Below are 22,092 nucleotides of genomic sequence, written 5' to 3' on the forward strand. Positions count from 1 at the left end.
ACATAGAGCTGTTATTGCGGCCACGATGTTCGGTCGAGTTGGTTTCTGATTGTTTTCGATCAGTCACCGGCGAGGGCCATGGAGACCGAACGACCTGTCCCCCCAGGGAGCCGTACATGCATCTCACACCTTCTGGTCTCGCCGTGCCCGGTCCGAGCCGCCGCACCCTGCTGCGCGGCATAGGCGGCGCCGCCGCGCTCGGCGCCGGCATCCCCCTGCTGAGCGCCTGCGGCGGCAGCGGCACGGCCGCCGACCCGAAGACCGTCACCCTCGGCTCCAAGGCGTCCGACCCGGTTCCGAAGAAGGCGTTCGCCGAGATCTACGCGGCGTACCAGAAGAAGTCCGGCATCACGGTCGACGTGAACACCAAGGACTCCAACACCTTCCAGGAGCAGATCAACTCCTACCTGCAGGGCACGCCGGACGACGTGTTCACCTGGTTCGCCGGCTACCGGATGCAGTTCTTCGCGGCCAAGGGCCTGGCCTCGCCGATCGACGACGTGTGGAAGACCATCCAGGGCAACTTCCCCGAGGCGATGCAGAAGCTCAGCAAGGGCGAGGACGGCAAGTACTACTTCGTGCCGCTGTACAGCTACCCCTGGGCGCTCTTCTACCGCAAGAGCGTCTTCGCGGAGAAGGGCTACGAGGTCCCCACCACCTGGGACCAGCTGATCGCCCTGTGCAAGCAGATGCAGAAGGACGGGCTCGTCCCGATCGCGTTCGGTGACAAGGACGCCTGGCCCGCGCTCGGCACCTTCGACCAGATCAACTTCCGCAAGAACGGCTACGACTTCCACGTCGAGCTGATGGCGGGCAAGGCGTCCTGGACCGACGCCAAGGTGAAGTCCGCCTTCGACCTGTGGGCCGAGCTCCTCCCGTACCACCAGGAGGGCGCCGTCGGCCGCACCTGGCAGGACGCGGCCCAGACCCTGGTGTCGAAGAAGGCCGGCATGTACCTGCTGGGCACCTTCGTGGCGCAGCAGTTCACCAACAAGGAAGACCTCGACGACCTCGACTTCTTCGCCTTCCCGGAGATCGACCCGGCGTACGGCCAGGACACCGTCGAGGCGCCCACCGACGGCTTCATGATGAGCAAGAACCCCAAGAACAAGGCCGAGGCCGTCAAGCTCCTGGAGTTCCTGGGCACCACGGAGGCCGAGGACATCTACCTCAAGGCCGACCCGAGCGTGGTCCACGCCGCCACCGGCGCCGACACCTCGTCGTACACCGCCCTGCAGAAGAAGGCGTACGACATGATCGCGGGCGCCAAGAGCCTCACGCAGTTCATGGACCGCGACAGCCGCCCGGACTTCACGTCCACGGTGATGCAGCCCTCGCTGCAGAAGTTCATCCGTGACCCCAAGGGCATCGACAGTCTGCTCTCGTCGATCGAGCGCCAGAAGAAGACGATCTTCGCCTCCTCATGACCAAGACCGACACCACCCCCGAGAAGTCGGGCAACCCGGAAGCGGCCAAGGTGCCGCCTCCGGGCTCTGCCCATGTCCCCGTCAAGAAGCACGCGACGGGCCACAAGCGTCTGCTGACCAGGCGCGACCGGCTGACCCTCGGCGTGATGGCGGGTCTGCCGACGATCCTGCATGTCGCCCTCGTGTGGGTGACGGCGCTGGCCTCGATCCTCCTCGCCTTCACCACCTGGGACGGCATCGGCTTCGACACCATCCAGTGGGTCGGGCTGGAGAACTTCAAGGAACTGTTCAGCAACAACCCGCAGTTCTGGCCCGCCGTCGAGCACAACGTGGTCTGGTTCGTCGTACTGATCCTGATCCCGACGCCCATGGGCCTGTTCCTGGCCGTGCAGCTGGACAAGAACATCCGGTTCAGCCGGGTCTACCAGACGGCGTTCTTCCTGCCCGTCGTGCTGTCCATGGCCGTCATCGGCTTCGTGTGGCAGCTCGTCTACAACCCCGACACCGGCCTGATCAACAGCCTGATCGGCGCCAACGAACCGGGCCAGTACATCGACTGGATCGGCGACCCGGACCTCAACCTCTGGGCCATCCTCATCGCCGCGTCCTGGCGCCACACCGGCTACATGATGATCCTCTACCTGGCCGGCCTGAAGGGCGTCGACCCCTCGCTGCGCGAGGCGTCCGCGCTCGACGGCGCCAACGAGTGGCAGACCTTCAAGAACGTCATCTTCCCGACGCTGCGCCCCACCAACACCGTGGTCCTGGTCGTCACCATCATCGAGGCACTGCGCGCCTTCGACCTCGTCTTCGTCTTCAACGGCGGAGCCGAGGGCACCGAGCTGCTGTCGATCCTCGTGACCAGCAACATCATCGGTGAGTCCAGCCGGATCGGATACGGGTCGGCGATCGCGGTCGTCCTCCTGCTGATCTCCCTCGTCGTGATCATCCCGTACCTGATCAGCACCTTCCGGAAGGAGCGCCGCGCATGAGCGCCTCCACCGCCCCCACCGCCACCAAGGACGTCGTGGCGGACCTCACCACGGGCACCCACAAGGAGCGCACGCCCCTGCGTCCCGCCCGGGTCCTGCTGCACGTGTTCCTGGCCGGCACCGCGCTGGCCTGGCTCGCCCCGCTGCTCTGGGCGGTCTACGCGGCGCTGCGGCCGTACTCGGAGACCAGTGAGAAGGGCTATGTCTCCTGGCCCGACAAGCTGACCTTCGAGAACTTCACGAACGCGTTCACCCAGTCCGACATGACGCACTACTTCGTGAACACGCTGGTCATCGCCGTCCCGGCGGTGCTGCTCACGCTGTTCCTGTCGTCGATGGTCGCGTTCTACGTGTCCCGCTTCGACTTCCGGATCAACCTGGCACTGCTGCTGGTCTTCACGGCCGGCAACCTGCTCCCGCAGCAGGTCATCATCACCCCGCTGTACCGCATGTACCTGCTCATCGACCTGCCCGGCATCACGATGAGCGGCAAGCTGTACGACTCCGCGCTCGGCCTGGTCCTCATCCACATCGCGTTCCAGTCCGGGTTCTGCGCCTTCGTGCTCAGCAACTACATGCGCTCGCTGCCGCACGAACTGACCGAGGCCGCGCTCGTCGACGGCGCCTCGGTATGGCGGATGTACTGGCAGATCGTCCTGCCGCTGTGCAAGCCCGCGATGGCCGCCCTCGCCACGTTGCTGTCCATCTGGATCTACAACGACTTCTTCTGGGCGCTCGTCCTGATCTCCACCGGCGAGAACATGCCGATCACCTCGGCCCTGAACAACCTCTCCGGCCAGTTCTTCACCGACAACAACCTCGTCGCCGCCGGAGCCCTGCTCACCGCGATCCCCACTCTCATCGTCTACTTCCTGCTCCAACGGCAGTTCGTGGGCGGTCTGACCCTGGGCGCGAACAAGGGCTGACGCCAGCCCGTCACAGAGGTCTGGCGCCGGGCTTGCAGAAGGTCACGCAGGTCCGGCGCCGGACTCACCCCAAGGCCCGGCGCCATCAGAACCACCGTGCCCGACCGTTCCTCCGGACTGAGCAGCGAGTCCGCTCAGCCGCACGCCCCGAACGGTCGTGGGCGTACTGGTCCCCGGCGTACTCGACCCCAGGTCGGCGACACGGATCGTGTCCGTGGTCCGGGCCCAGGAGGCCGGTTCCCTCACGACCTGGCCATGCGGGTATGGCCAGAGGCGACGGGGAGGCCCCGAACCATCACTCCGGTGGAGCGGGGGCCCCGCAGCTGGCGCCCTACCCGGCGTCCCAGATCGCACAACAACGCTAGCCAGGTCGGCCCAGAGTTCCGCAAGCCCAAAGGGCCGACCATCACATGATCGAGCTAAAGCGACGTTATGAACATTTCTCCGCCAACAGCGGCCAACCCCTTCACGCCGGTCGCCTCCGTGCCCGTGGACCTTCGCACCGCGAGGGTCCACGAGGAGGGCTGGCAGTCCTGGAGCCCCAGCGGCTCCTACGCGCTCGGCGACGCCCCCTACCGCCCGACCAACGCCAACTGGGCGACCGTCTGCTACCGCCCCGGCCGCACCGTCCCCGCCGGCACCTTCCAGGGCGAGGGTCTGCTGGTGCTCGACCCGGGCGACGGCACCCCCGTACGGCTGTGGGCGGCGCCCGAGCCGACCGCCGAGGTGCCGTCGATCCGCCTCGTCGTCCGCGACGGACAGGCCGACGTGAGTGCCGACGGCCCCGTGAAGGAGTGGACCGGCACGGACATCCAGTCCGTCCTCGCGGACTGGGCCACCGGCCTCGGCCTGACGGCCCCCCGCCAGGCGCCCACGGTCTGGTGCTCCTGGTACGAGTACTTCACCTCCGTCACCGAGGACGACATCCACGAGAACCTCCGTGCGATGGACACCCTCGACCTCCCCATCGACGTCGTCCAGATCGACGACGGCTACCAGAAGGCCCTGGGCGACTGGCTCACCCTCTCCGGCCGCTTCCGCTCCCGCGCGGGCATCGCCGACGCGATCAGGGCGAGGGGCCGCCGCGCCGGCATCTGGACGGCCCCCTTCCTCGTCGACCCGTCCAGCACACTGGCCGCCGAGCACCCGGAGTGGCTGGTCAAGGACTCCGACGGCGAGCCCCTGCACGCGGGCCGCAACTGGGGCCACGACCTCCACGTCCTGGACACCACGCACCCCGAGGCGGCGGCGTACCTGACCGAGGTCTTCACGACCCTGCGCTCCGAGGGCTACGACTACTTCAAGGTCGACTTCCTCTACGCGGGCGCGCTGGAGGGCGTACGGCACGCGCCGGTGGACGCCCTGACGGCGTACCGCCAGGGGATCGAGCTGATCCGCGACGCGATCGGCCCCGACGCCTACCTTCTGGGCTGCGGCGCGCCGATTCTCCCCTCCGTCGGCCTGTTCGACGCCATGCGGATCAGCCCCGACACGGCTCCGCACCGCCGCCCCGAGGCGGACGACTACAGCCAGCCCGGCCAGGACCCCGCCGAGTTCACGGGCGTCGGCCGCCAGTGGCAGCACGGCCGCCTCTGGGTGAACGACCCCGACTGTCTGATGGCCCGCCCCGCCGTGGAGACACGGGAACGCTGGGCGGCCCATGTCGAGTCGACGGGCGGCCTGATGGCCTCCAGCGACCGCCTGCTGTCCCTTGACACCTGGGGCGTGGACACCACACGCCGCCTCCTGACGGGAGTTGCCCGATGACCGCGCGCGAACTGAAGGTCCCCGGCATCGCCTACGGCGGTGACTACAACCCCGAGCAGTGGCCCGAGGAGGTCTGGGCCGAGGACGTACGCCTCATGCGTGAGGCCGGCGTCACCATGGTCAGCGTCAACATCTTCGCGTGGGCGCTCCTCGAGCCGAAGGAGGGCGCGTACGACTTCTCCCGCCTCGACCGGATCCTGGCCCTGCTCCACGAGAACGGCATCGCGGCCGACCTGGCGACGCCGACGGCGGCCCCGCCGGCCTGGTTCTTCCGGGCCCACCCGGACGCCCTGCCGGTCGACAAGGACGGCCGCACGCTCTCCTACGGCAGCCGCCAGACCTTCTGCCCGTCGAGCCCCGCCTACCGCGAGGCGGCCCTGCGGATCGCCCGTGTGCTGGGCGAGCGGTACGCCGACCACCCGGCCGTGGTCATGTGGCACGTCCACAACGAGTACGGCTGCCACAACGGCGAGTGCCACTGCGACACGAGCGCGGCGGCGTTCCGCGTCTGGCTCCGGAACAAGTACGACGACGACCTGGCGGCGCTGAACCACGCCTGGGGCACGACGTTCTGGAGCCAGTGGTACTACGACTGGGACGAGATCATCCCGCCCCGCCCGACGGGCGCGGTCCCGAACCCGACCCACCAGCTGGACTGGCGCCGCTTCTGCAGCGACGAACTGCTGTCGCTGTGCAAGGCGGAACGGGAGGTGCTGCTGGAGGCGGCCCCGTCCACCCCCGCCACCACCAACTTCATGGTGATGTACAACTTCGACAAGCTGGACTACTGGCGCTGGGCCCCCGAGCTGGACATCGTCTCGAACGACCACTACCTCCAGTCGACGGACCCGGAGTCGCAGATCGACATCGCCCTGAGCGGCGACCTGGTGCGGTCCTTGGCGGGCGGCCGTCCGTGGCTGCTGATGGAACACTCCACGGGCGCGGTGAACTGGCAGCCGGTCAACCGGGCGAAGACGGCGGGCGAGCTGCGCCGCAACGCCCTGTCCCACGTGGCCCACGGCGCGGACGGCATCGCGTACTTCCAGTGGCGGGCCGCCAAGGCGGGCGCCGAACAGTGGCACTCGGCGATGCTCCCGCACGCGGGCACGGACAGCCAGATCTGGCGTGACGTGGTCCGACTGGGCGCGGATCTGCGGTCGTTGGCCGAGGTGCGCGGCAGTGAGGGCGTCGCCGAGGTGGCGATCGTCTGGGACTGGAGCGCCTGGTGGGCCGTCGAACTCCCCTCCCAGCCCAGCGAAGAGGTCCGCTTCCAGGACCTGGTCCGCGCCTGGTACGAGCCGCTGTGGCGGTCGGGCGTCGCCGTGGACTTCGTACGCCCCGACGCGGACCTCTCCGCGTACAAGCTGGTCCTGGCGCCGAGCCTCTACCTGGTGGACGACGAGGGCGCGGCGAACCTGACGGGCTTCGCATCGGACGGGGGTGTCCTGGCGGTCGGCTTCCACAGCGGCGCGGTGGACGAGAACTGCCATGTCCGGCTGGGCGGTTACCCGGGCGCGTTCCGCGAGGCGCTGGGCGTCCGGACGGACGAGCTGTTCCCGCTGCTGCCGGGGGAGTCGGTGGGGCTGAGCGGGGGCGGTACGGCGGGGCTGTGGTCCGAGCGCGTCGCCTTGGCGGGCGCCGAGCCGGTGGCCACGTACACCTCCGGCCCGCTGACCGGTGTCCCGGCGGTGACCCGTCACACCCACGGCTCGGGCACCGCCTGGTACCTGGCCACGCTCCCGGACCCGACGACGCTCGCGTCGGTGCTGGACCGCATCCGCGCGGATGCGGGCGTGGAGCCGGTGCGTACGACTCCCGAGGGCGTGGAGGCGGTACTGCGACGGGGACCGGACGCCGACTACCTCTTCCTGATCAACCATGGGGACGAGGACGCCGAAGTCAGGGCCGACGGCACCGAGTTGCTGACGGGCAAGGCGGCCGAGGGCGGCTCGGTGAAGGTGGCCGCCGGGGACGTGGCGGTCGTACGGGAACCGCGCTGACAGCGATGTGAGGGGGCCGGCCGTCGGACGCCTGTCCGACGGCCGGCCCCCTGCGGATCCTCACGGTGCCGGGACCGCGGCCAGCAGGGCCGTGTCGTCGTCGACGCGGCCGGGGGTGGCCAGCAGGCCGAGGGCCTGGCCGATGATCACGTCCGGGGCGGGCGCGGCGTGCGGGGACTCCGGGGCGGGCATGGCGTCGCGGCAGAGCAGACGCAGGGCCGCGAGCCGGTCGTCGAGGGGCGCGGTGTGGTGCTCGACCAGGCCGTCGGTGAAGAGCAGCAGGCCGGTGCCGGGGAGAAGCAGCGTCTCGTGGTCGGTGGCGTCGCCGCGGGCCACGCCGAGGGGCATGCCCGGGGCGAGGTCCAGGTAGCCGGTCCGGTCGCCGGCCACCAGAAGCGGGGGCAGATGGCCCGCGGACGCGTAGCGCAGCCGACGGGCTCCGGGCTCGTAGACGGCGTACAGGCAGGTGGCGAAGCGCTCGCTGTCGAGGGTGCGGCAGTGGGCGTCGAGGCGGGCCAGCACCTCGCTCGGGGTGGAGGACTCCAGCGCGTAGGCGTGCAGCGCCGACCGCAGGCTGCCCATCTGGATGGCCGCGTCGACGTCGTGGCCCATGACGTCCCCGATGGCCAGCCCGACCGCGCCGTCCGGCAGTTGGATGACGTCGTACCAGTCGCCGCCCACCTCGGCGCCGAGGGCACTGGCCCGGTAGTAGGACGCGGTGGCCACGCCCGGCACCTGGGGGAGGGCCTGGGGCAGCAGCGCGCGTTGCAGCGCGACGGCGAGGCGGCGCTCGTTCTGGTAGCGGGTGGCGTTGTCGTAGGCGACGGCGATCCGGCTGGTCAACGCCTCGAGGTAGGTGCGTTCGCCGTCGGAGTAGGGGCGGTGGCGGCGGGCCACGGCCAGGGCGCCCAGCGTCCGGCCGCGCGAGGTCAGCGCCATGGCCAGGAGCCGGCCGTCCGGGTCCCGCGGTGCCGGGCCCCCGCGCAGGACGCGGGCCACCGCGTCGGTCAGCCTGTCGTCGGCCGCGGCGCCATGTCCCGAGGTGTACACGGCGGGGTCCGGGGACCCGGCCGTGTCGGGGCCGAGCGCGTCGCCGAGTACCTCGACGCGGACCTCGTCGGCGAGCTGGGGGACGAGCAGGTCGCCGGCCGTCTCCAGGACCTGCCGGGGTTCGAGGCTGCCGGACAGCCGCAGCCCCGCGTCGGCGAGGGCGGCCAGCGCGGTCGCGTGCTCACGGGTCTCGGACAGGATGCGGTCCCGCAGCCGCGAGAGCTCCAGGTTGGCCCGTACGCGGGCGAGCAGCTGGCGGGACGAGAAGGGCTTGGCCAGGTAGTCGTCGGCGCCCGCCTCGATGCCCTGGACGGAGGCCTCCTCGCCGGCCCGGGCGGTGAGCATCACGATCGGCAGTTGGGAGGTACGAGGGGAGGCCCGCAGCGCGCGGACCAGTTCGAAGCCGTCCATGCCCGGCATCATCGCGTCGGTCAGCACCAGGTCGTACGGGCCCTCGACGGCGGCCGCCAGGGCTGTCCGGCCGTCGGGCACGAGCCCCAGGTCGTACTCGGCGTGCAGGAGGTCGTACAGGTACGCCCGCATGTCGCTGTTGTCGTCCGCGATGAGCAGCCGGGGGCGGGCACCGTGGCCGGAGGCGCCGGGGCGGACGGCCCCTTCGGCGTGGGTCTTCCACTCGGCTCGGCTCTCCTGCCCGGCGCGGTCCGCTCCCTCCTCGTGGGTCACCTCCGCGGCGCAGGCCTCCCGCTCGGTGCGGGTCGGCTGTCCGTGGGGGACGGCCAGGCCGCGCTCCACTTCCGCGTAGGCGGTGGCCTGGCGGGAGGGCCCGGTCGCCGCGGCGACGCGCTCGTGTTCCGCACGCGGTGGCGGGGACAGATGGGCCGTGCCGAAGGGGATCTCCACCGTGAACGTGGTGCCCCCGCCCGGGCGGCTGTCGGCGGTGACGGTGCCGCCGTGCTGCTGCACCAGGTCCTTGACGAGTGCGAGGCCGATACCGCTGCCCTCGTGGGTGCGGGCGGGTGCTCCGTGCACCCGGTGGAAGCGTTCGAAGAGCCGGGGCAGTTCCTCCTCGGGCACCCCGATGCCCGTGTCCGACACCGTCAGCCGGGCACGGTCGCCGACGGCCGACAGGACGACCCGGGCGCCGCCCGACGGCGTGAACTTCAGCGCGTTGCTGAGCAGGTTGAGGACGATCTTCTCGTACATCTCGCGGTCGACGCAGACCGGCTGGGGCAGCGGCGGGCAGTCGACGTCCAGCGCCAGGCCGGCCGCCTCGAAGGCGGAGCGGAACATCCCGGCCAGCTCGGCGGTGGTGGCCGACAGATCGACGGGTTCGAAGTCGCCTCGCAGGGCCCCCGCCTCGGCGCGGGTGACGTCGAGCAAGGTGTTGACCAGCCTCAGCAGCCGCAGGGCGTTGCGTTCGGCCATCTCCAGCCGCCTGCGCGGCTCGGGCCGGTCCTCCCGCGCCAACGCGTCCTGGACCGGACCGAGGAACAGGGTGAGCGGTGTGCGCAGTTCGTGGCTGACGTTGGAGAAGAACGTCGTCTTGGCCCGGTCCAGCTCGGCCAGCGCCTCGGCGCGTCTGCGCTGTTCCTCGTGCGCGAGCGCGGCCGAGAGCGCGGCGGTGACGGCGCGCGCGAGGATGTCGAGGAAGTCCCGGTAGCCGCCGGCCAGGGGAAGCAGCGGACTGATCCCCGCGACGAGTACCCCGCGCACCCGGTCGGCGTTGCTCAACGGGAGGGCGAGCGCTTCGGCGGGGGGCGCCTCGGCGGACGTCGCACCGGGCTCGCACAGGAAGGGTTCCGCGGGCAGGGTGACGGCGGTGCCCCCGGTGACCTCGCCGGCGACGTCGTCGGGCAGCCGGGCCCGGGCCCCGTGGGGCGGCGGACGGCAGGTGGACGCGGCCAGGGCGAGCCCTTCCGTCCCGGAGGGCAGGTACAGGTGGGCGAACGGCACGTCGTCCGCGTGGCGGGACAGCACCTCGGCGATCTCCCGCGCCACCTCCGCGGGGCCGGGCAGGTCGGTGGTGTGCACCCCGATGTCGGCCAGCAGCCCGAGGCGCCGCTCGCCGAGCACCCGGCCGGTGGTCTCCGACACGAAGCACAGCACCCCGCCGACGGTCCCGTCGTCCATGAGCACCGGCTGGAAGGAGATGTCGAAGTACGTCTGTTCCAGGAAGCCGTGGCGGATGAGGCGGAAGGGCTGGTCACGGACGACCAGTGCGCGACGCCGGTCGACGACGGACTGGAACATGGGCCCCGTGTAGTCGTCCCAGTTCTCCGGGAACAGCTGGCCGGCGGGGGCCCCGAGTGCCCCCGGGTGCTTGGAGCCGATGATCTCGGCGTAGCTCTGGTTGTAGAGCATGACGAAACGAGGCCCCCAGAACAGCGCCATCGGCAGTTCGCAGGCCAGCACGACGCGCAGGCTCTCGACCAGCCGGCGCGGCCAGGTGTCGGTGGGACCGAGGACGGTCGCCGGCCAGTCGGTTCCGGCCAGCACCTCACCGAACGGCCCGCCCTGGGCGAAGACCCGGGCGGCCTCGTCGTCCTCTCCGTACGCGTCCTCTCCGTACGCGTCGTGTCCGTGCGCGTCGTGCGGTGCGTCCCCGTTGTCGGGTCCGTCCATCTCGTTCGTCCTCTTCGTCGTCCCCGTCTTCGTCGCCTTCCTCGCCTTCCTTGCCTTGCTCGCCGCCTTGCTCGCCGTCTTCCTCGCCGTCTTCCTCGCCGTCTTCTTCGTCCTCTCGTTCAGGCCTCACCGTCCGGGCAGGGCCTGTTCCGCCCAGATGGTCTTGCCGAGGGCCGTGTGGCGGGTGCCCCACGCCTGGGTCATCTGGGCGACCAGCATCAGGCCGCGGCCGCCCTCGTCGAACGTGCGGGCGCGACGCAGGTGCGGGGCGGTGCTGGCGGCGTCGGACACCTCGCAGATGAGCGTGCGGTCGTTGATCAGCCGTAGCTGGATCGGCGGCTCGGCGTGCCGGATGGCGTTGGTGACCAGTTCGCTCACGACCAGCTCGGTGATGTACGTGGCATCGTCCAGCCCCCATTCCGCGAGCCGGCCGGCGGCCAACTTGCGGGCTCCGGCGACCTCGGCCGGATCGGCGGGCAGGTCCCAGGTGGCCACATGGTCGGCGTCGAGCGTGCGGGTACGGGCGACGAGCAGGGCGATGTCGTCCATGGGGCGACCGGACAGCATGGCGCCCAGCACCGTGTCGCACACGCCGTCCAGGGAGGCGGCGGGCTGCGCGAGGGCGTGGCGCAGCACGTCCAGTCCGCGGTCGATGTCGGGGTCACGGGCCATGATCAGCCCGTTGGTGTAGAGGGCGAGCAGGCTGCCCTCGGGTACGTCGACCTCGATGGCCTCGAACGGCAGTCCGCCGAGGCCCAGGGGCGGCCCGGCGGGCGGCTCCAGAAGGGTGACCGTTCCGTCGGGGCTCACCAGGGCGGGTCCGGGGTGCCCGGCGGCGGCCAGGGTGCAGCGGCGCGCGATCGGGTCGTACACGGCGTACAGGCAGGTCGCGCCGAGGTCTCCGTCGGAGTACGGGGCGTCGTCCTCGTTGTCGTCGGCGGCGAGGTGGGAGACCAGGTCGTCGAGGTGGGTGAGGAGCTCGTCGGGCGGCAGGTCGACGTCGGCGAGGGTGCGGACGGCGGTGCGCAGCCGGCCCATCGTCGCCGAGGCGTGCAGGCCGTGGCCGACCACGTCGCCGACGACCAGCGCGACCCTGGCGCCCGACAACGGGATCACGTCGAACCAGTCGCCACCCACGCCGGCCGTGCCCCCGGCGGGCAGATAGCGGGAGGCCACGTCCACGGCCGCCTGGCGGGGCAGCCGCTGCGGCAGCAGGCTGCGCTGGAGGGTGACGGCGGTGGAGCGCTCGCGGGTGTAGCGCCGGGCGTTGTCGACGCAGACGGCCGCCCGGGCGGTGATCTCCTCGGCCAGCAGCAGATCGTCCCGCTCGAACGCCTCGGGGCGCTGGTGGCGTACGAAGACGGCCACGCCCAGGATGGTGCCGCGGGCCCGCAGCGGCACCATCATCACGGAGTGGATCCCGAACGTCCGGATCCGGTCCGCGCGGGCGGGGTCCCTCGCCGTCCACGGGGCGAACCCGGGATCGGTCATCGCGAACAGCGCGCCCCTGCCCGCGCTCAGGCACTCCACCGGGGGCGAGCCCGCCGGGTAGACGTCCGTCTCGCCCACCGCGACCACGGACTCCGGAACGCCCTGGTACACCGACTGGTGGGCCATGCGCCGCAGCTCCGTGGCGCCGTCCGCCGTGCCGGGCCGGCTGCCGGGGACCGGGTCGGCGGCGCCGTCGAGGGAGGCGAGCAGGTCGACGGTGACGAAGTCGGCGATGGCGGGGACGGCCACGTCCGCCAGTTCCTGCGCGGTCCGGGTCACGTCCAGGGTGGTGCCGATGCGGGCGCTGGCCTCGGTGATCAGCTGGAGCCGCTGGCGGGCCCAGTACTGCTCCGTCATGTCGTGCGCGGAGAGGAGGACACCGTGCGTCCGGCCGTCCTGGTCCCTGAGCGGGACGAGGTAGACCGACCAGGCGTGCTCACGGCTCTCCCCCTCCACCCGCAGGTAGTTCTCGATGTACTGCGGTTCGCCGGTCTCCAGCACCTTGACCATGGCCCGCTCGGTCTTGTCCGAGTCCGCGTGCACGACGATTTCGGCCACCCGCAGCCCGCGCATCTCGTCCTCGGTGAGGGACAGGGCGCGTTGCATGTCCTCGTTCGCGCGACGCAGACGCAGACCGGTGTCGTACAGCGCCATCGTGCAGCACGGGGTCTGCGTGAAACTCCAGCCGGTCAGGCGGTCGTCCTGGGGCTCCGGGCTCGTTCCGGTGAGGGCCGAGACCACCAGCCAGTCGCTCTCCCCGGTGCCGGATGTCCGGTGGTGGGCCAGGACCGCCACGTCCAGTCGCCGTCCGTCCCGGTGCCGCAGCGCCACCCGGCCGTTCCAGCGCGGCAGCGCCGCGAGGGACCGCGGGTCCGCGTCGAGGCCGTCGGCGCCGTCGGCGAGCAGGGCGGCGCCGGGGCGGCCGACGATCTCCGTCGCGCGGTAGCCGAGCAGCCGCTCGGCCCCCGTGCCCCAGCCCGTCACCGTGCCCTGCTCGTCGAGTGTCACCCTGGCCGTCGCCGCCTCGTCGATGACACCCGCCGAGGGCAACCGCTCACCGACCTCGGTCCGCGTCCTGCCCATGTGCCTCATCCCGTCCTCGGAGACGTGGCCACCGCGTCAAGTATGACGCAATCATGGTATGTCGGTTATATGGTGAATGTGGGGTCGTGGGTGGGCTCCTCGGGCAGGTGGCCAGGGGTGGATCAGTCGCCCAGGACGGCCTCGGTGCCCGCCGCGAGCTGAGCCATGCCTGGGCCTCAGCGACTGAGGCCTTCGCCCTTGACCGTGTGCAGGAGGTGCGCCAAGGCACGGGGAGCGGCCGTGGTGATCTCGTCCGGCCGGTCGCTCTCGCGGAGGTGTATGCGGTACGGGGTGGCTGCCGCCAGCTCTATGCAGTTGCCCTCGCCGCCCGAGCTGAACGATGACTTCTGCCAGCCGAGTTGGGCCATGGCGGTCCTTTCAGAGGGTGTACATCACGTGCTGGATCAGGCTCAGTGAGTCGCGTGTCTCGTGCGATTCGGGCGCCGCTTCGGGATCGACCGGTGCCAGCGCCAGCTCGGCGAGCCGCTCGAACATCTTCGCGTACTCCGTGAGTTGCTCTCCATCCCTCAGAAAGAGCGACTGCGTGGGGTGCTCCAGGTAGACCGTGTCCAACTCGGGGGCCGCGGCACCGTAGATGACGAACGACTGGGTGTGCGCGGCGTAGTTCCCCGCTTCGAACGGGTACACCTGAACGGTCACGTTGGGCAGCCGGGAGATCTCGATGAGCCGCAGCAGTTGTCTGCGCATGATCGCAGGGCCACCCACACGGGTGTGGAGCGCGGCCTCATGGATGACCGCGTGATACGACACCGCAGGGGCATCGGTCAGCACGCGCTGCCTCGCGAGCCGGAACTCGGTGTACCGGCGGACGCGTTGCGGGTCGACTTCCGTGGCTCCGATGACGGCGTGGGCGTAGTCCTCGGTCTGGAGCAGGCCGGGGATGAGGAGCGGTTCGTGGGTCCGTAGCACGTGTGAACGGGACTCGAGTTCGGCCAGGTCCCGGGCTGCCGGGCCGATCGTGTCGCGGAACCCACCCCACCAGCCCTTCCCGCTCTCGTGGGCCATGTCCAGCAGGCGTTCGAAATAGGCGCCTTCGGGGCAGCCGTACGCGCGGAGCAGCCTGTACATCCCGTTGCGTGGAACGTCGACGCGGCCGGATTCGATGTGGCTGATCCTGGTGCGCTCGACGGCGATGAGCTTGGCGGCGGCATCACCCGACAACCCGGCTTGAATGCGCAGTTTGCGCAGCTCGCTGCCCAGGCGCCGCTGACGTTCGCTGGGGCTGGTCCTAGGTGGCATGCGGTCCTCCTTGTGGCCGTGCGCAGTGTGCCGCGCGCGTTGTGCCGACGTCCAACGCCGCTGCGGAGGCGTCACCCCCAAGGGGGAAAGCTGGTGTACACAGTTGTAACTTTCTCACGTGTGGCCCTACGGTCGGTACTGAACCGCCCACCCCGCGTCACGAGGAAGTACCCCCGCCCTCAAGCCAGTCGCCAAGGCGCCGAGGCCCGGACCTGGTCACCGCGTGCATGCTCAACCCCACCGAAAGAGGCCGCCCCCATGAACGTCTCCCTCGCCTTCCCGCCGCACCCCGTCTGGGTCCGCCCCGCCCGGGAAGCCGTCCGAGCCCTTCTCGCCGCCTCCGGTCACCCCGAACTCACCGACACCGCAGTCCTGCTGACCTCCGAGGCCGTCACCAATGCCATCAACGCCTGCACGGCGAAGGGCTGCACGACCCAGGTCATCCTCCACGCCGCCTGGATCCGCCCCGCCCGCCTCCGCATCCTGGTCCACGACGAGGCCCCCGGCCTGCCCACCGCCCGCTCGGCCACCCCCGACGACGAGGGCGGCCGGGGCATGCGGCTGATCTCGTTCGGCGCCCACGCGTGGGGTGTGGATACGAACGGCTCCGGCCAGGGCAAGGCCACGTGGTTCGAACTGGGGGCACGCACATCACGACTCGCCGCCTCCACCAACGCCGAGGGCGCGGCGCTCCCCTAATCGCGCCGCGCCCCGGACCCCCGCTCCCTCGTCCCCCCCAGAGGGCTCCCCCTGCCCCCGGCTCCTACGCCGAGGTGGTCACCAGCGGCGGCAACGCCCCCGTCTTCGCCGCCTGTCCGTACCAGTACGCGCTCGACTTCGGTGTACGAGTCAGCGTCGCGTAGTCCACGTACACCGCCCCGAAGCGCTTCTCGTACCCGTACGCCCACTCGAAGTTGTCCATCAGGGACCACAGGTAGTACCCGCGCACATCCGCACCCTCGGCGATCGCCCGGCGCACGGCCCGCAGATGGCCGTGCAGATACGCGATCCGCTCGGGGTCGTGGACGCGCCCGTCCGCGTCCATCTTGTCGTCGTACGCCGCCCCGTTCTCGGTGATGTACATCGGCAGCCCGGGAGCCTCCCGCGAGTACCGCATGATCAGCTCGTGCAGGCCCGTCGGGTCGATGGTCCAGCCCATCTCCGTACGCTCGCCGGGAGTTTGGTGGAACAACACCTCGTCCGCGCCCGGCCACGGCGAGAACTCGCTCGCGCCGTGCCCGTCGGCGCGCGGGCCCTCCGCGGAGGTGTCCGCCGCGCCCACCAGCGTCGGCGTGTAGTAGTTCAACCCGAGCGCGTCCAACGGCTGCTTGGCCGTCGCCACGTCACCGTCCTGCACGAACGACCAGTCCGTCAGCGACGAGGTGGCGGAGAACAGGCTCTCCGGGTACGCCCCGTGCAGCATCGGGCCGTGGAAGACGCCGTTCGCCAGGTCGTCGATCTTCCGGGCCGCCGCCAGGTCCTCCGGGGAGTCCGAAATCGGCCGTACGACCGATGAGTTCAGGCTCACCGCCACGGAGTTGCGCGCCGGCATCGACGAGCGCAGTGCTTCGACGCCCAGCCCGTGCGCCAGGTTCAGATGATGGGCCGCGCGCAGCGACGCCACCGGGTCCGTACGGCCCGGCGCGTGCACCCCGGAGCCATAGCCCAGGAACGCGGTGCACCACGGCTCGTTGAGCGTGATCCACTGCTCCACGCGGTCGCCCAGCGCCTCGCCCACGATCCGCGCGTACTCGGCGAAGCGGTGGACGATGTCCCGCTCGGGCCAGCCGCCCGCGTCCTCCAGCTCCTGGGGGAGGTCCCAGTGGTAGAGGGTGACGGCCGGCTTGATGCCCTTGGACAGGAGTTCGTCCACCAGCCGGCGGTAGAAGTCCAGACCCTTCTGGATCGCGGGGCCCCGGCCCGTCGGCTGCACCCGAGACCAGGAGATGGAGAAGCGGTAGGAGTTGAGGCCCAGCTCCGCCATCAGCGCCACGTCGTCGCGGTAGCGGTGGTAGTGGTCGACAGCGATGTCACCGGTCTGACCGCCGGCGGTCTTGCCCGGGGTGTGACTGAAGGTGTCCCAGATGGAGGGCGTACGGCCGTCCTCCCGCACCGCTCCCTCGATCTGGTAGGCGGAGGTGGCCGCGCCCCACAGGAAGGCGGGAGGAAAGGTCACCGGCGTTGTGGGCTCAGGCATGGAAGCGCTCCCAAGGTGGTCGTGACAGACCGACGGAGGTGGGTGGGGGGAGAGGAACGACAGAGGACAGACAGGGGTCGAGGCGGCGGTGACCCGACCCCCACAAGGGAAACGAACCGAAGCGGAACCGGGCCTCAGCCCTTCACCGCGCCCTGCATGATGCCCCCCACGATCTGCTTGCCGAAGATCGCGAACACCAGGAGCAGCGGAAGCGTGCTGAGCAGCGCGCCCGCCATGATCAGGGCCTGGTCGGGGGTGTAGCCACGGCCCAGACCGGCCACCGCGACCTGCACGGTCGGGTTGCCCAGCTGGGTCAGGACGAGGAACGGCCACAGGAAGTCGTTCCAGGTCTGTACGAACATCAGCATGCCCAGGACGGCCATCGCGGGCCGCGCGGCCGGGAACACCACGTGCCAGATCACCCGCCAGCTGCTCGCGCCGTCGACGCGGGCCGCCTCGATGATCTCGTCGGGCAGCGCCTGGATCAGGTACTGCCGCATGAAGAACACGCCGAACGCGCTGACCAGCGAGGGCAGGATCACGGCCTGGAGCTGGTCGGTCCAGTCGAGCTTGGCGACCATCATGTACAGCGGGATCACCTGGAGCTGCGGCGGCACCATCATCGTGCCGATGACGATCAGCATCAGGGCACCGCGGCCCCTGAAGCGCAGCTTGGCGAAGGCGAACCCGGCGATCGTCGACAGGAAGACGATGGTCAGCGACGAAATGCCCGCCACGATCGTCGTGTTGAGGAACGCCTCGCCCAGATTGGCGTCCTCCCAGGCCACTTCGAGCTTGTCGAAGAGGTTCGCGCCGAACCAGAAGGGCGGCGGGGTCTCCGCCAGCCGCGCGTTGTCGCGCGAGGCCGCGACCGCCGTCCAGAACAGCGGGAACACCGACACGAGGGTGAACACGGCGAGGATGATGTACGCGACGGGGCCCGCGTGATGCTGCCCGCCCGCACGGGACGCCTTCGTTCCGAGCCTGCGTCGCCCGTTCTTCGGCGGCTCGGGGGTGGCGTCGGCCGGGGGTTTGGTGAGTGTCGTCGTCACGGCCGGTCTCCTAACTACTGGCGCGCAGCCGGCGCGAGATGACGTAGTTGATGATTCCGACCACGATGAGGATCAGGAACATCGTCCAGGCGATGGCGGAGGCCCGGCCCAGGTGCTGGTTCACCCAGCCCTGCTCGTACATGTACAGGCCGAGCGTCTGGAACTGGTGCTGCGGGCCGCCGGAGGCACCCTTGTTGGCGTCGAACATCAGCGGCTCGGCGAAGAGCTGCGAGGCGCCGATCGTCGACACGACGACGGTGAACAGGATCGTCGGGCGCAGCGACGGCAGCGTCACATGGAGGAACTGCTTCCAGCGGCTGGCGCCGTCGAGCGCCGCCGACTCGTACAGGTCCTGCGGGATCGCCTGCATCGCGGCCAGGTAGATCAGCGCGTTGTAGCCGGTCCAGCGCCAGATGACGATGGACGAGACGGCCATCTGCGCGTACCACTTGTCGTTCTGCCAGTCGATGTTGTCGACGCCGAACAGGCCCAGGAACCAGTTGATCATGCCGTAGTCACGGCCGAAGAGCAGCACGAAGACGAGGGTCGCCGCGGCGATCGACGTGGCGTACGGCGCGAGCATCACGACCCGGAAGAAGTTCGAGGCACGCAGCTTGTAGTTGAGGAGGTGCGCGATGCCCAGCGCCATCATCAACTGCGGGACGGTCGAGATGATCCCGATGGTGAAGGTGTTCTTCGCCGCGTTCCAGTAGAACTCGTCGTCGAAGATCCGCGTGTAGTTGCGCAGCCCCGCCCACTCCATGTCGGTGGGCGCGGTCAGCTCCACCGTGTGCAGCGAGGCCCACGCCGTGTAGATCAGCGGGAACATGCCGAACGCGACGAAGAGCAGGAAGAACGGCGAGACGAAGGCGTACGGGCTCCAGCGCACGTCCCGCTGCCAGCGGCGGGACAGCCGTGCTCGCTTCCGGAGCGTCTCAGGTGACTCGACGGGCGGACGGGCCGGGGCCGCGCCCCCCTCCTTGGCGGGGGGCGCGGCGGCGGTGTCGTGCGGGGGCGAGATTCCGGTCACCTGATGTCTCCGAGGAGACGGTGGCCTTCAGACCGGAGGCCAGGTGCCGTGCACACGATCAGGTGAACGGCGCTCGATGCGTTGCGAGAACCAAGCATGAGGCTGGATCCTTGGTGTCGTTGTAGACCGGGCTGGTTCCAACCCGGCTGGTGTTGATCGCGTAGGACTCGATCGCTTGCTGAGCGGCCAAGCAGCGTGAGCCAGGAATCCCTCTGCTCCGGCTGGGGGAGGGTTCAATTCTCCAGGTTGTTGTCGATGGTCTTGACCGCGTTCTCCCAGGCCTCCTTGGGCGACTTGCCCTGGGTCACGAGGATGACGCCGTTGTCGGTCAGACCCTGCTGGATGATCTGGTCCTTCGCACCGACCACCTGAACCGGGAGCTCCGCGGCCAGCGGCGCGTAGATCTGGCCGATCGGCGCGTCACCGGTCATCTTGTTCTTCGCGTCCTTGACCAGCGGCAGGTCGTAGGCGGCCTGCGCGGTCGGGAAGCTGCCGCGCTTGGAGAAGAGCTTCGCCTGCTGCTCGGGCGCGGTCAGCCAGGCGGCCAGCTTCGCGGCCTCCTCGGTGTTCTTGCCCGACTTCGGCACGCTGAGGAAGGAGCCGCCCCAGTTGGCGGCCTTCGGCGGCGTGGCCACGTCCCACTTGCCGGCGTTCTCCGGGTTGGACTTGCCCTCGATGTAGCCGAGCATCCACGGCGGGCAGGCCATCGCGGCGAACTTGCTGTTGGCGATCGTGGTGTCCCAGGCCTGCTGGAACTGCGTCTGGTTGCCGATCAGGCCCGCCTCGGCGGCCTCGGCCGTCAGGTCGAACGCCTTCTTGACCGCCGGGTTCGTCTTGTAGATGACCTTGCCGGAGGCGTCGTAGTACCGCTCCTTCTCACTGCCGACGATGGCGTTGAACAGGCCGCCGGGGGAGTCCATGAAGGTGGTGCCCTTGGGGGCCTTCGCCTTGTAGTCCTTGCCGACCTCGACGAGCTTCGCCCAGTCGCCCGTCCACAGCTTGCCGACCTCCTCGCGGTCGGTGGGCAGGCCGGCCGCCTCGAACATGTCCTTGCGGTAGCAGATCGCCATCGGACCGACGTCGGTGCCGAGCCCGACCGTCGAGCCGCCCTCCGCGGTTCCCTGCTCCCACTTCCAGGGCAGGTAGTCGCTCTCCTTGCCGTACTTCGACAGGTCGACGAACTTGTCGGCGTACTTGTCGACGACCTCGGCGATGTTGCCGACCTCGATGCCCTGGATGTCCTGCAGACCACTGTTGGTGGTGAGGTGGTTGACCAGCGGCGGGTAGTAGTTCTCGTTCCGCTCGATCACCGTCTGCTCGACGTCGATCTTCGGGTTCAGCTTCTCGTACTCGTCGTAGAGTCCGGCCTCCTCGAAGCCGAAGCTGCCGAAGAGCCCCAGGGTGATCTTGGTCTTGCCACCGCCGCCGTCGCTCGACGACGAGCCGTCCTCGTCCTTGCCGTCGTCGGCACAGCCGGCCAGCAACCCGGCGCTCAGCGCGGCGACAGCCGCGATGACCACCGTCTTGCGGGTCCTGCGGGCGATACGGGTGCCCCCGCCCGACCGGAGCCGAGAGTGCGGGAGGGTACGTGCTCGCATTGCGTCCTCCTGATGCCCTGACGTGCCGACCCCCGGCCAACTGCGTTGTTGGGCCCGTGATTTCAAGCTGCGGCTCGGGTGGGGAACGTGCGGGATGTGTAAGTGCCAGGTACCGTGGGAGCGCTCCCACAAGTGATGTGTTGAAGAGTCGTCGGTTCGTGCGGGGGTGTCAAGGGAGCGAGCGCGGAGATATCGCTTCGGTTATCGGGCTGTTAACTAACGCCGGGACCGGCGGCCGGGCGCCCCCGGAAGTCGTCGGGCGGGGCGCGGGCGGGACTTCAGAGGTCGGCGGCACGGGGCGCGGGCGGGACTTCAGAGGTCGGCGGCACGGGGGCTCGCGGGAGCCGCAGGGTGCGCTGGGCCGGGACGGGCGGAGGCAAGAGGCCGGGACGGGTTGAAGGCAGGGGGACGACGGATGTCCGTGCCCGCCGGGCACGGACGTCCTCTGCCCGCCGCACGGATGTCCCCTGCTCGTCGCCCCCGAATGACCACTTCCCGGGCGTCGTACGGGGATCGGGACTGTTAGATTCCACGCCAGCGCGGTGTGAACGGGAGGCGACCATGGTGGCAGGCCACGGGGCACGGGGCCGGAGCGGTGGGCGGCCGACGTTGGAAGAGGTCGCCGCACGGGCCGGTGTGGGCCGGGGGACGGTGTCCCGGGTGATCAACGGCTCGCCCCGGGTCAGCGACGCGACCCGCGCGGCGGTGGAGGCGGCCGTCGCGGAGCTCGGTTATGTCCCGAACACGGCGGCCCGCGCCCTCGCGGCGAACCGCACCGATGCGATCGCGATGGTCGTCCCCGAGCCGGAGACCCGCTTCTTCGCGGAGCCGTACTTCTCCGACATCCTCAAGGGCGTCGGCGCCCAGCTGTCCGACACGGAGATGCAGCTCCTGCTGATCTTCGCGGGCAGTGACCGCGAGCGCCGCCGCCTGGCCCAGTATCTGGCGGCGCACCGGGTGGACGGCGTGCTCCTGGTCTCCGTCCACGCGGACGACCCGCTCCCGGATTTGCTGTCACAACTGGAAATCCCGGCGGTGATCAGCGGCCCCCGTTCCGAGCACGAAACACTTCCCTCCGTCGACTCCGACAACTACGGCGGCGGCCGCTCGGCGGTGGAACACCTGATCGCACGCGGCCGTACCCGCATAGCCACGGTCACCGGCCGCCTCGACGTCTACGGTGCCCAGCGCCGCATCGACGGCTACCGCGAGGCCCTGGAGGACGCCGGCCGCGAGGTCGACGAGCGCCTGATCGTCTCCGGCGACTTCACGGAGGAGGGCGGCTGCCGGGCGATGACGGAACTGCTGTCCCGCTGCCCCGACCTCGACGCCGTCTTCGCCGAGTCCGACGTCATGGCCGCCGGCGCCCGCCGAGTCCTCCGCGAGGCCGGCCGCCGCATACCCGACGACGTGGCCCTCGTCGGCTACGACGACTCGGCCATCGCCCGCCACATGGACCCCCCGTTGACGAGCGTCCGCCAGCCCATCGAGGAAATGGGCCGCGCGATGATCGACCTCCTCCTCGACGAGATCGCGGACCGCCGCCCGGCGGTGTCCCGGGGACTGGAACGGCGCCAGGTGGTGCTGCCCACGGAGCTGGTGGCGCGGGATTCTTCCTGAGCTGCCTCCCGGGGAA

At 70.2% G+C, this 22,092-nt stretch carries 15 protein-coding genes; 7 read left to right on the top strand and 8 right to left on the bottom strand.

The features are described 5' to 3' along the window. The first annotated feature begins 116 nt into the window (after positions 1–116). The 5 genes from JIX56_RS29780 to JIX56_RS29800 all read left to right on the top strand — a co-directional run bounded on the left by JIX56_RS29780 (position 117) and on the right by JIX56_RS29800 (position 7,112). Positions 117–1,427 (top strand): ABC transporter substrate-binding protein, encoded by a 1,311-nt coding sequence (locus tag JIX56_RS29780; protein ID WP_257545094.1) that lies wholly within the window; start codon positions 117–119, stop codon positions 1,425–1,427. After that, positions 1,424–2,419: a carbohydrate ABC transporter permease gene (locus tag JIX56_RS29785; RefSeq protein ID WP_257545095.1), complete on the top strand. Its 996-nt coding sequence runs from the start codon at positions 1,424–1,426 to the stop codon at positions 2,417–2,419. Before JIX56_RS29780 ends, JIX56_RS29785 begins: the two co-directional genes overlap by 4 nt. After that, positions 2,416–3,345: a carbohydrate ABC transporter permease gene (locus tag JIX56_RS29790; RefSeq protein WP_257545096.1), complete on the top strand. Its 930-nt coding sequence runs from the start codon at positions 2,416–2,418 to the stop codon at positions 3,343–3,345. Before JIX56_RS29785 ends, JIX56_RS29790 begins: the two co-directional genes overlap by 4 nt. A gap of 432 nt (positions 3,346–3,777) precedes the next feature. After that, entirely contained in the window at positions 3,778–5,112 is a 1,335-nt protein-coding gene (locus JIX56_RS29795; protein WP_257545097.1) for a glycoside hydrolase family 36 protein, read from the top strand. Further along, positions 5,109–7,112, top strand: a complete 2,004-nt coding sequence (locus tag JIX56_RS29800; protein WP_257545098.1) for a beta-galactosidase — start codon at positions 5,109–5,111, stop codon at positions 7,110–7,112. Before JIX56_RS29795 ends, JIX56_RS29800 begins: the two co-directional genes overlap by 4 nt. A 60-nt stretch (positions 7,113–7,172) precedes the next feature. Here the strand turns inward: JIX56_RS29800 and JIX56_RS29805 are convergent, their stop codons facing one another. The 4 genes from JIX56_RS29805 to JIX56_RS29820 all read right to left on the bottom strand — a co-directional run bounded on the left by JIX56_RS29805 (position 7,173) and on the right by JIX56_RS29820 (position 14,579). Continuing rightward, positions 7,173–10,745 carry a SpoIIE family protein phosphatase gene (locus JIX56_RS29805; RefSeq protein ID WP_257545099.1) on the bottom strand — a complete coding sequence of 1,191 codons (3,573 nt, stop codon included), beginning with the start codon at positions 10,743–10,745 and terminating at the stop codon, positions 7,173–7,175. A 126-nt stretch (positions 10,746–10,871) separates the two neighbouring features. After that, entirely contained in the window at positions 10,872–13,319 is a 2,448-nt protein-coding gene (locus tag JIX56_RS29810; RefSeq protein WP_257545100.1) for a SpoIIE family protein phosphatase, read from the bottom strand. A 176-nt stretch (positions 13,320–13,495) separates the two neighbouring features. Beyond that, positions 13,496–13,687, bottom strand: coding sequence for a DUF397 domain-containing protein (locus JIX56_RS29815; protein ID WP_257545101.1), 192 nt, complete (start codon positions 13,685–13,687; stop codon positions 13,496–13,498). A gap of 10 nt (positions 13,688–13,697) precedes the next feature. Beyond that, entirely contained in the window at positions 13,698–14,579 is an 882-nt protein-coding gene (locus JIX56_RS29820; RefSeq protein WP_257545102.1) for a helix-turn-helix domain-containing protein, read from the bottom strand. A gap of 258 nt (positions 14,580–14,837) precedes the next feature. Between JIX56_RS29820 and JIX56_RS29825 the strand changes: the two genes are divergently transcribed. Then, positions 14,838–15,278, top strand: coding sequence for an ATP-binding protein (locus JIX56_RS29825; protein WP_257545103.1), 441 nt, complete (start codon positions 14,838–14,840; stop codon positions 15,276–15,278). Positions 15,279–15,342: 64 nt separating this feature from the next. On the opposite strand, the gene JIX56_RS29830 is transcribed toward JIX56_RS29825, so the two are convergent. The 4 genes from JIX56_RS29830 to JIX56_RS29845 all read right to left on the bottom strand — a co-directional run bounded on the left by JIX56_RS29830 (position 15,343) and on the right by JIX56_RS29845 (position 20,456). After that, positions 15,343–16,776: a GH1 family beta-glucosidase gene (locus JIX56_RS29830; RefSeq protein ID WP_257545104.1), complete on the bottom strand. Its 1,434-nt coding sequence runs from the start codon at positions 16,774–16,776 to the stop codon at positions 15,343–15,345. Between the two features lie 134 nt (positions 16,777–16,910). Then, positions 16,911–17,828 carry a carbohydrate ABC transporter permease gene (locus JIX56_RS29835; RefSeq protein ID WP_257545105.1) on the bottom strand — a complete coding sequence of 306 codons (918 nt, stop codon included), beginning with the start codon at positions 17,826–17,828 and terminating at the stop codon, positions 16,911–16,913. A gap of 10 nt (positions 17,829–17,838) precedes the next feature. Further along, positions 17,839–18,849 (bottom strand): carbohydrate ABC transporter permease, encoded by a 1,011-nt coding sequence (locus JIX56_RS29840; protein WP_257551199.1) that lies wholly within the window; start codon positions 18,847–18,849, stop codon positions 17,839–17,841. Positions 18,850–19,091: 242 nt separating this feature from the next. Next, on the bottom strand, positions 19,092–20,456 hold the full coding sequence (locus JIX56_RS29845) for an ABC transporter substrate-binding protein (RefSeq protein ID WP_257545106.1): 1,365 nt from the start codon (positions 20,454–20,456) through the stop codon (positions 19,092–19,094). Positions 20,457–21,020: 564 nt separating this feature from the next. Between JIX56_RS29845 and JIX56_RS29850 the strand changes: the two genes are divergently transcribed. Then, complete coding sequence (locus JIX56_RS29850) at positions 21,021–22,076, top strand: LacI family DNA-binding transcriptional regulator (RefSeq protein ID WP_257551201.1); 1,056 nt, start codon at positions 21,021–21,023, stop codon at positions 22,074–22,076. Positions 22,077–22,092 lie beyond the last annotated feature (16 nt).

The sequence above is a fragment of the Streptomyces sp. CA-210063 genome, assembly GCF_024612015.1.
Lineage (GTDB): Bacteria > Actinomycetota > Actinomycetes > Streptomycetales > Streptomycetaceae > Streptomyces.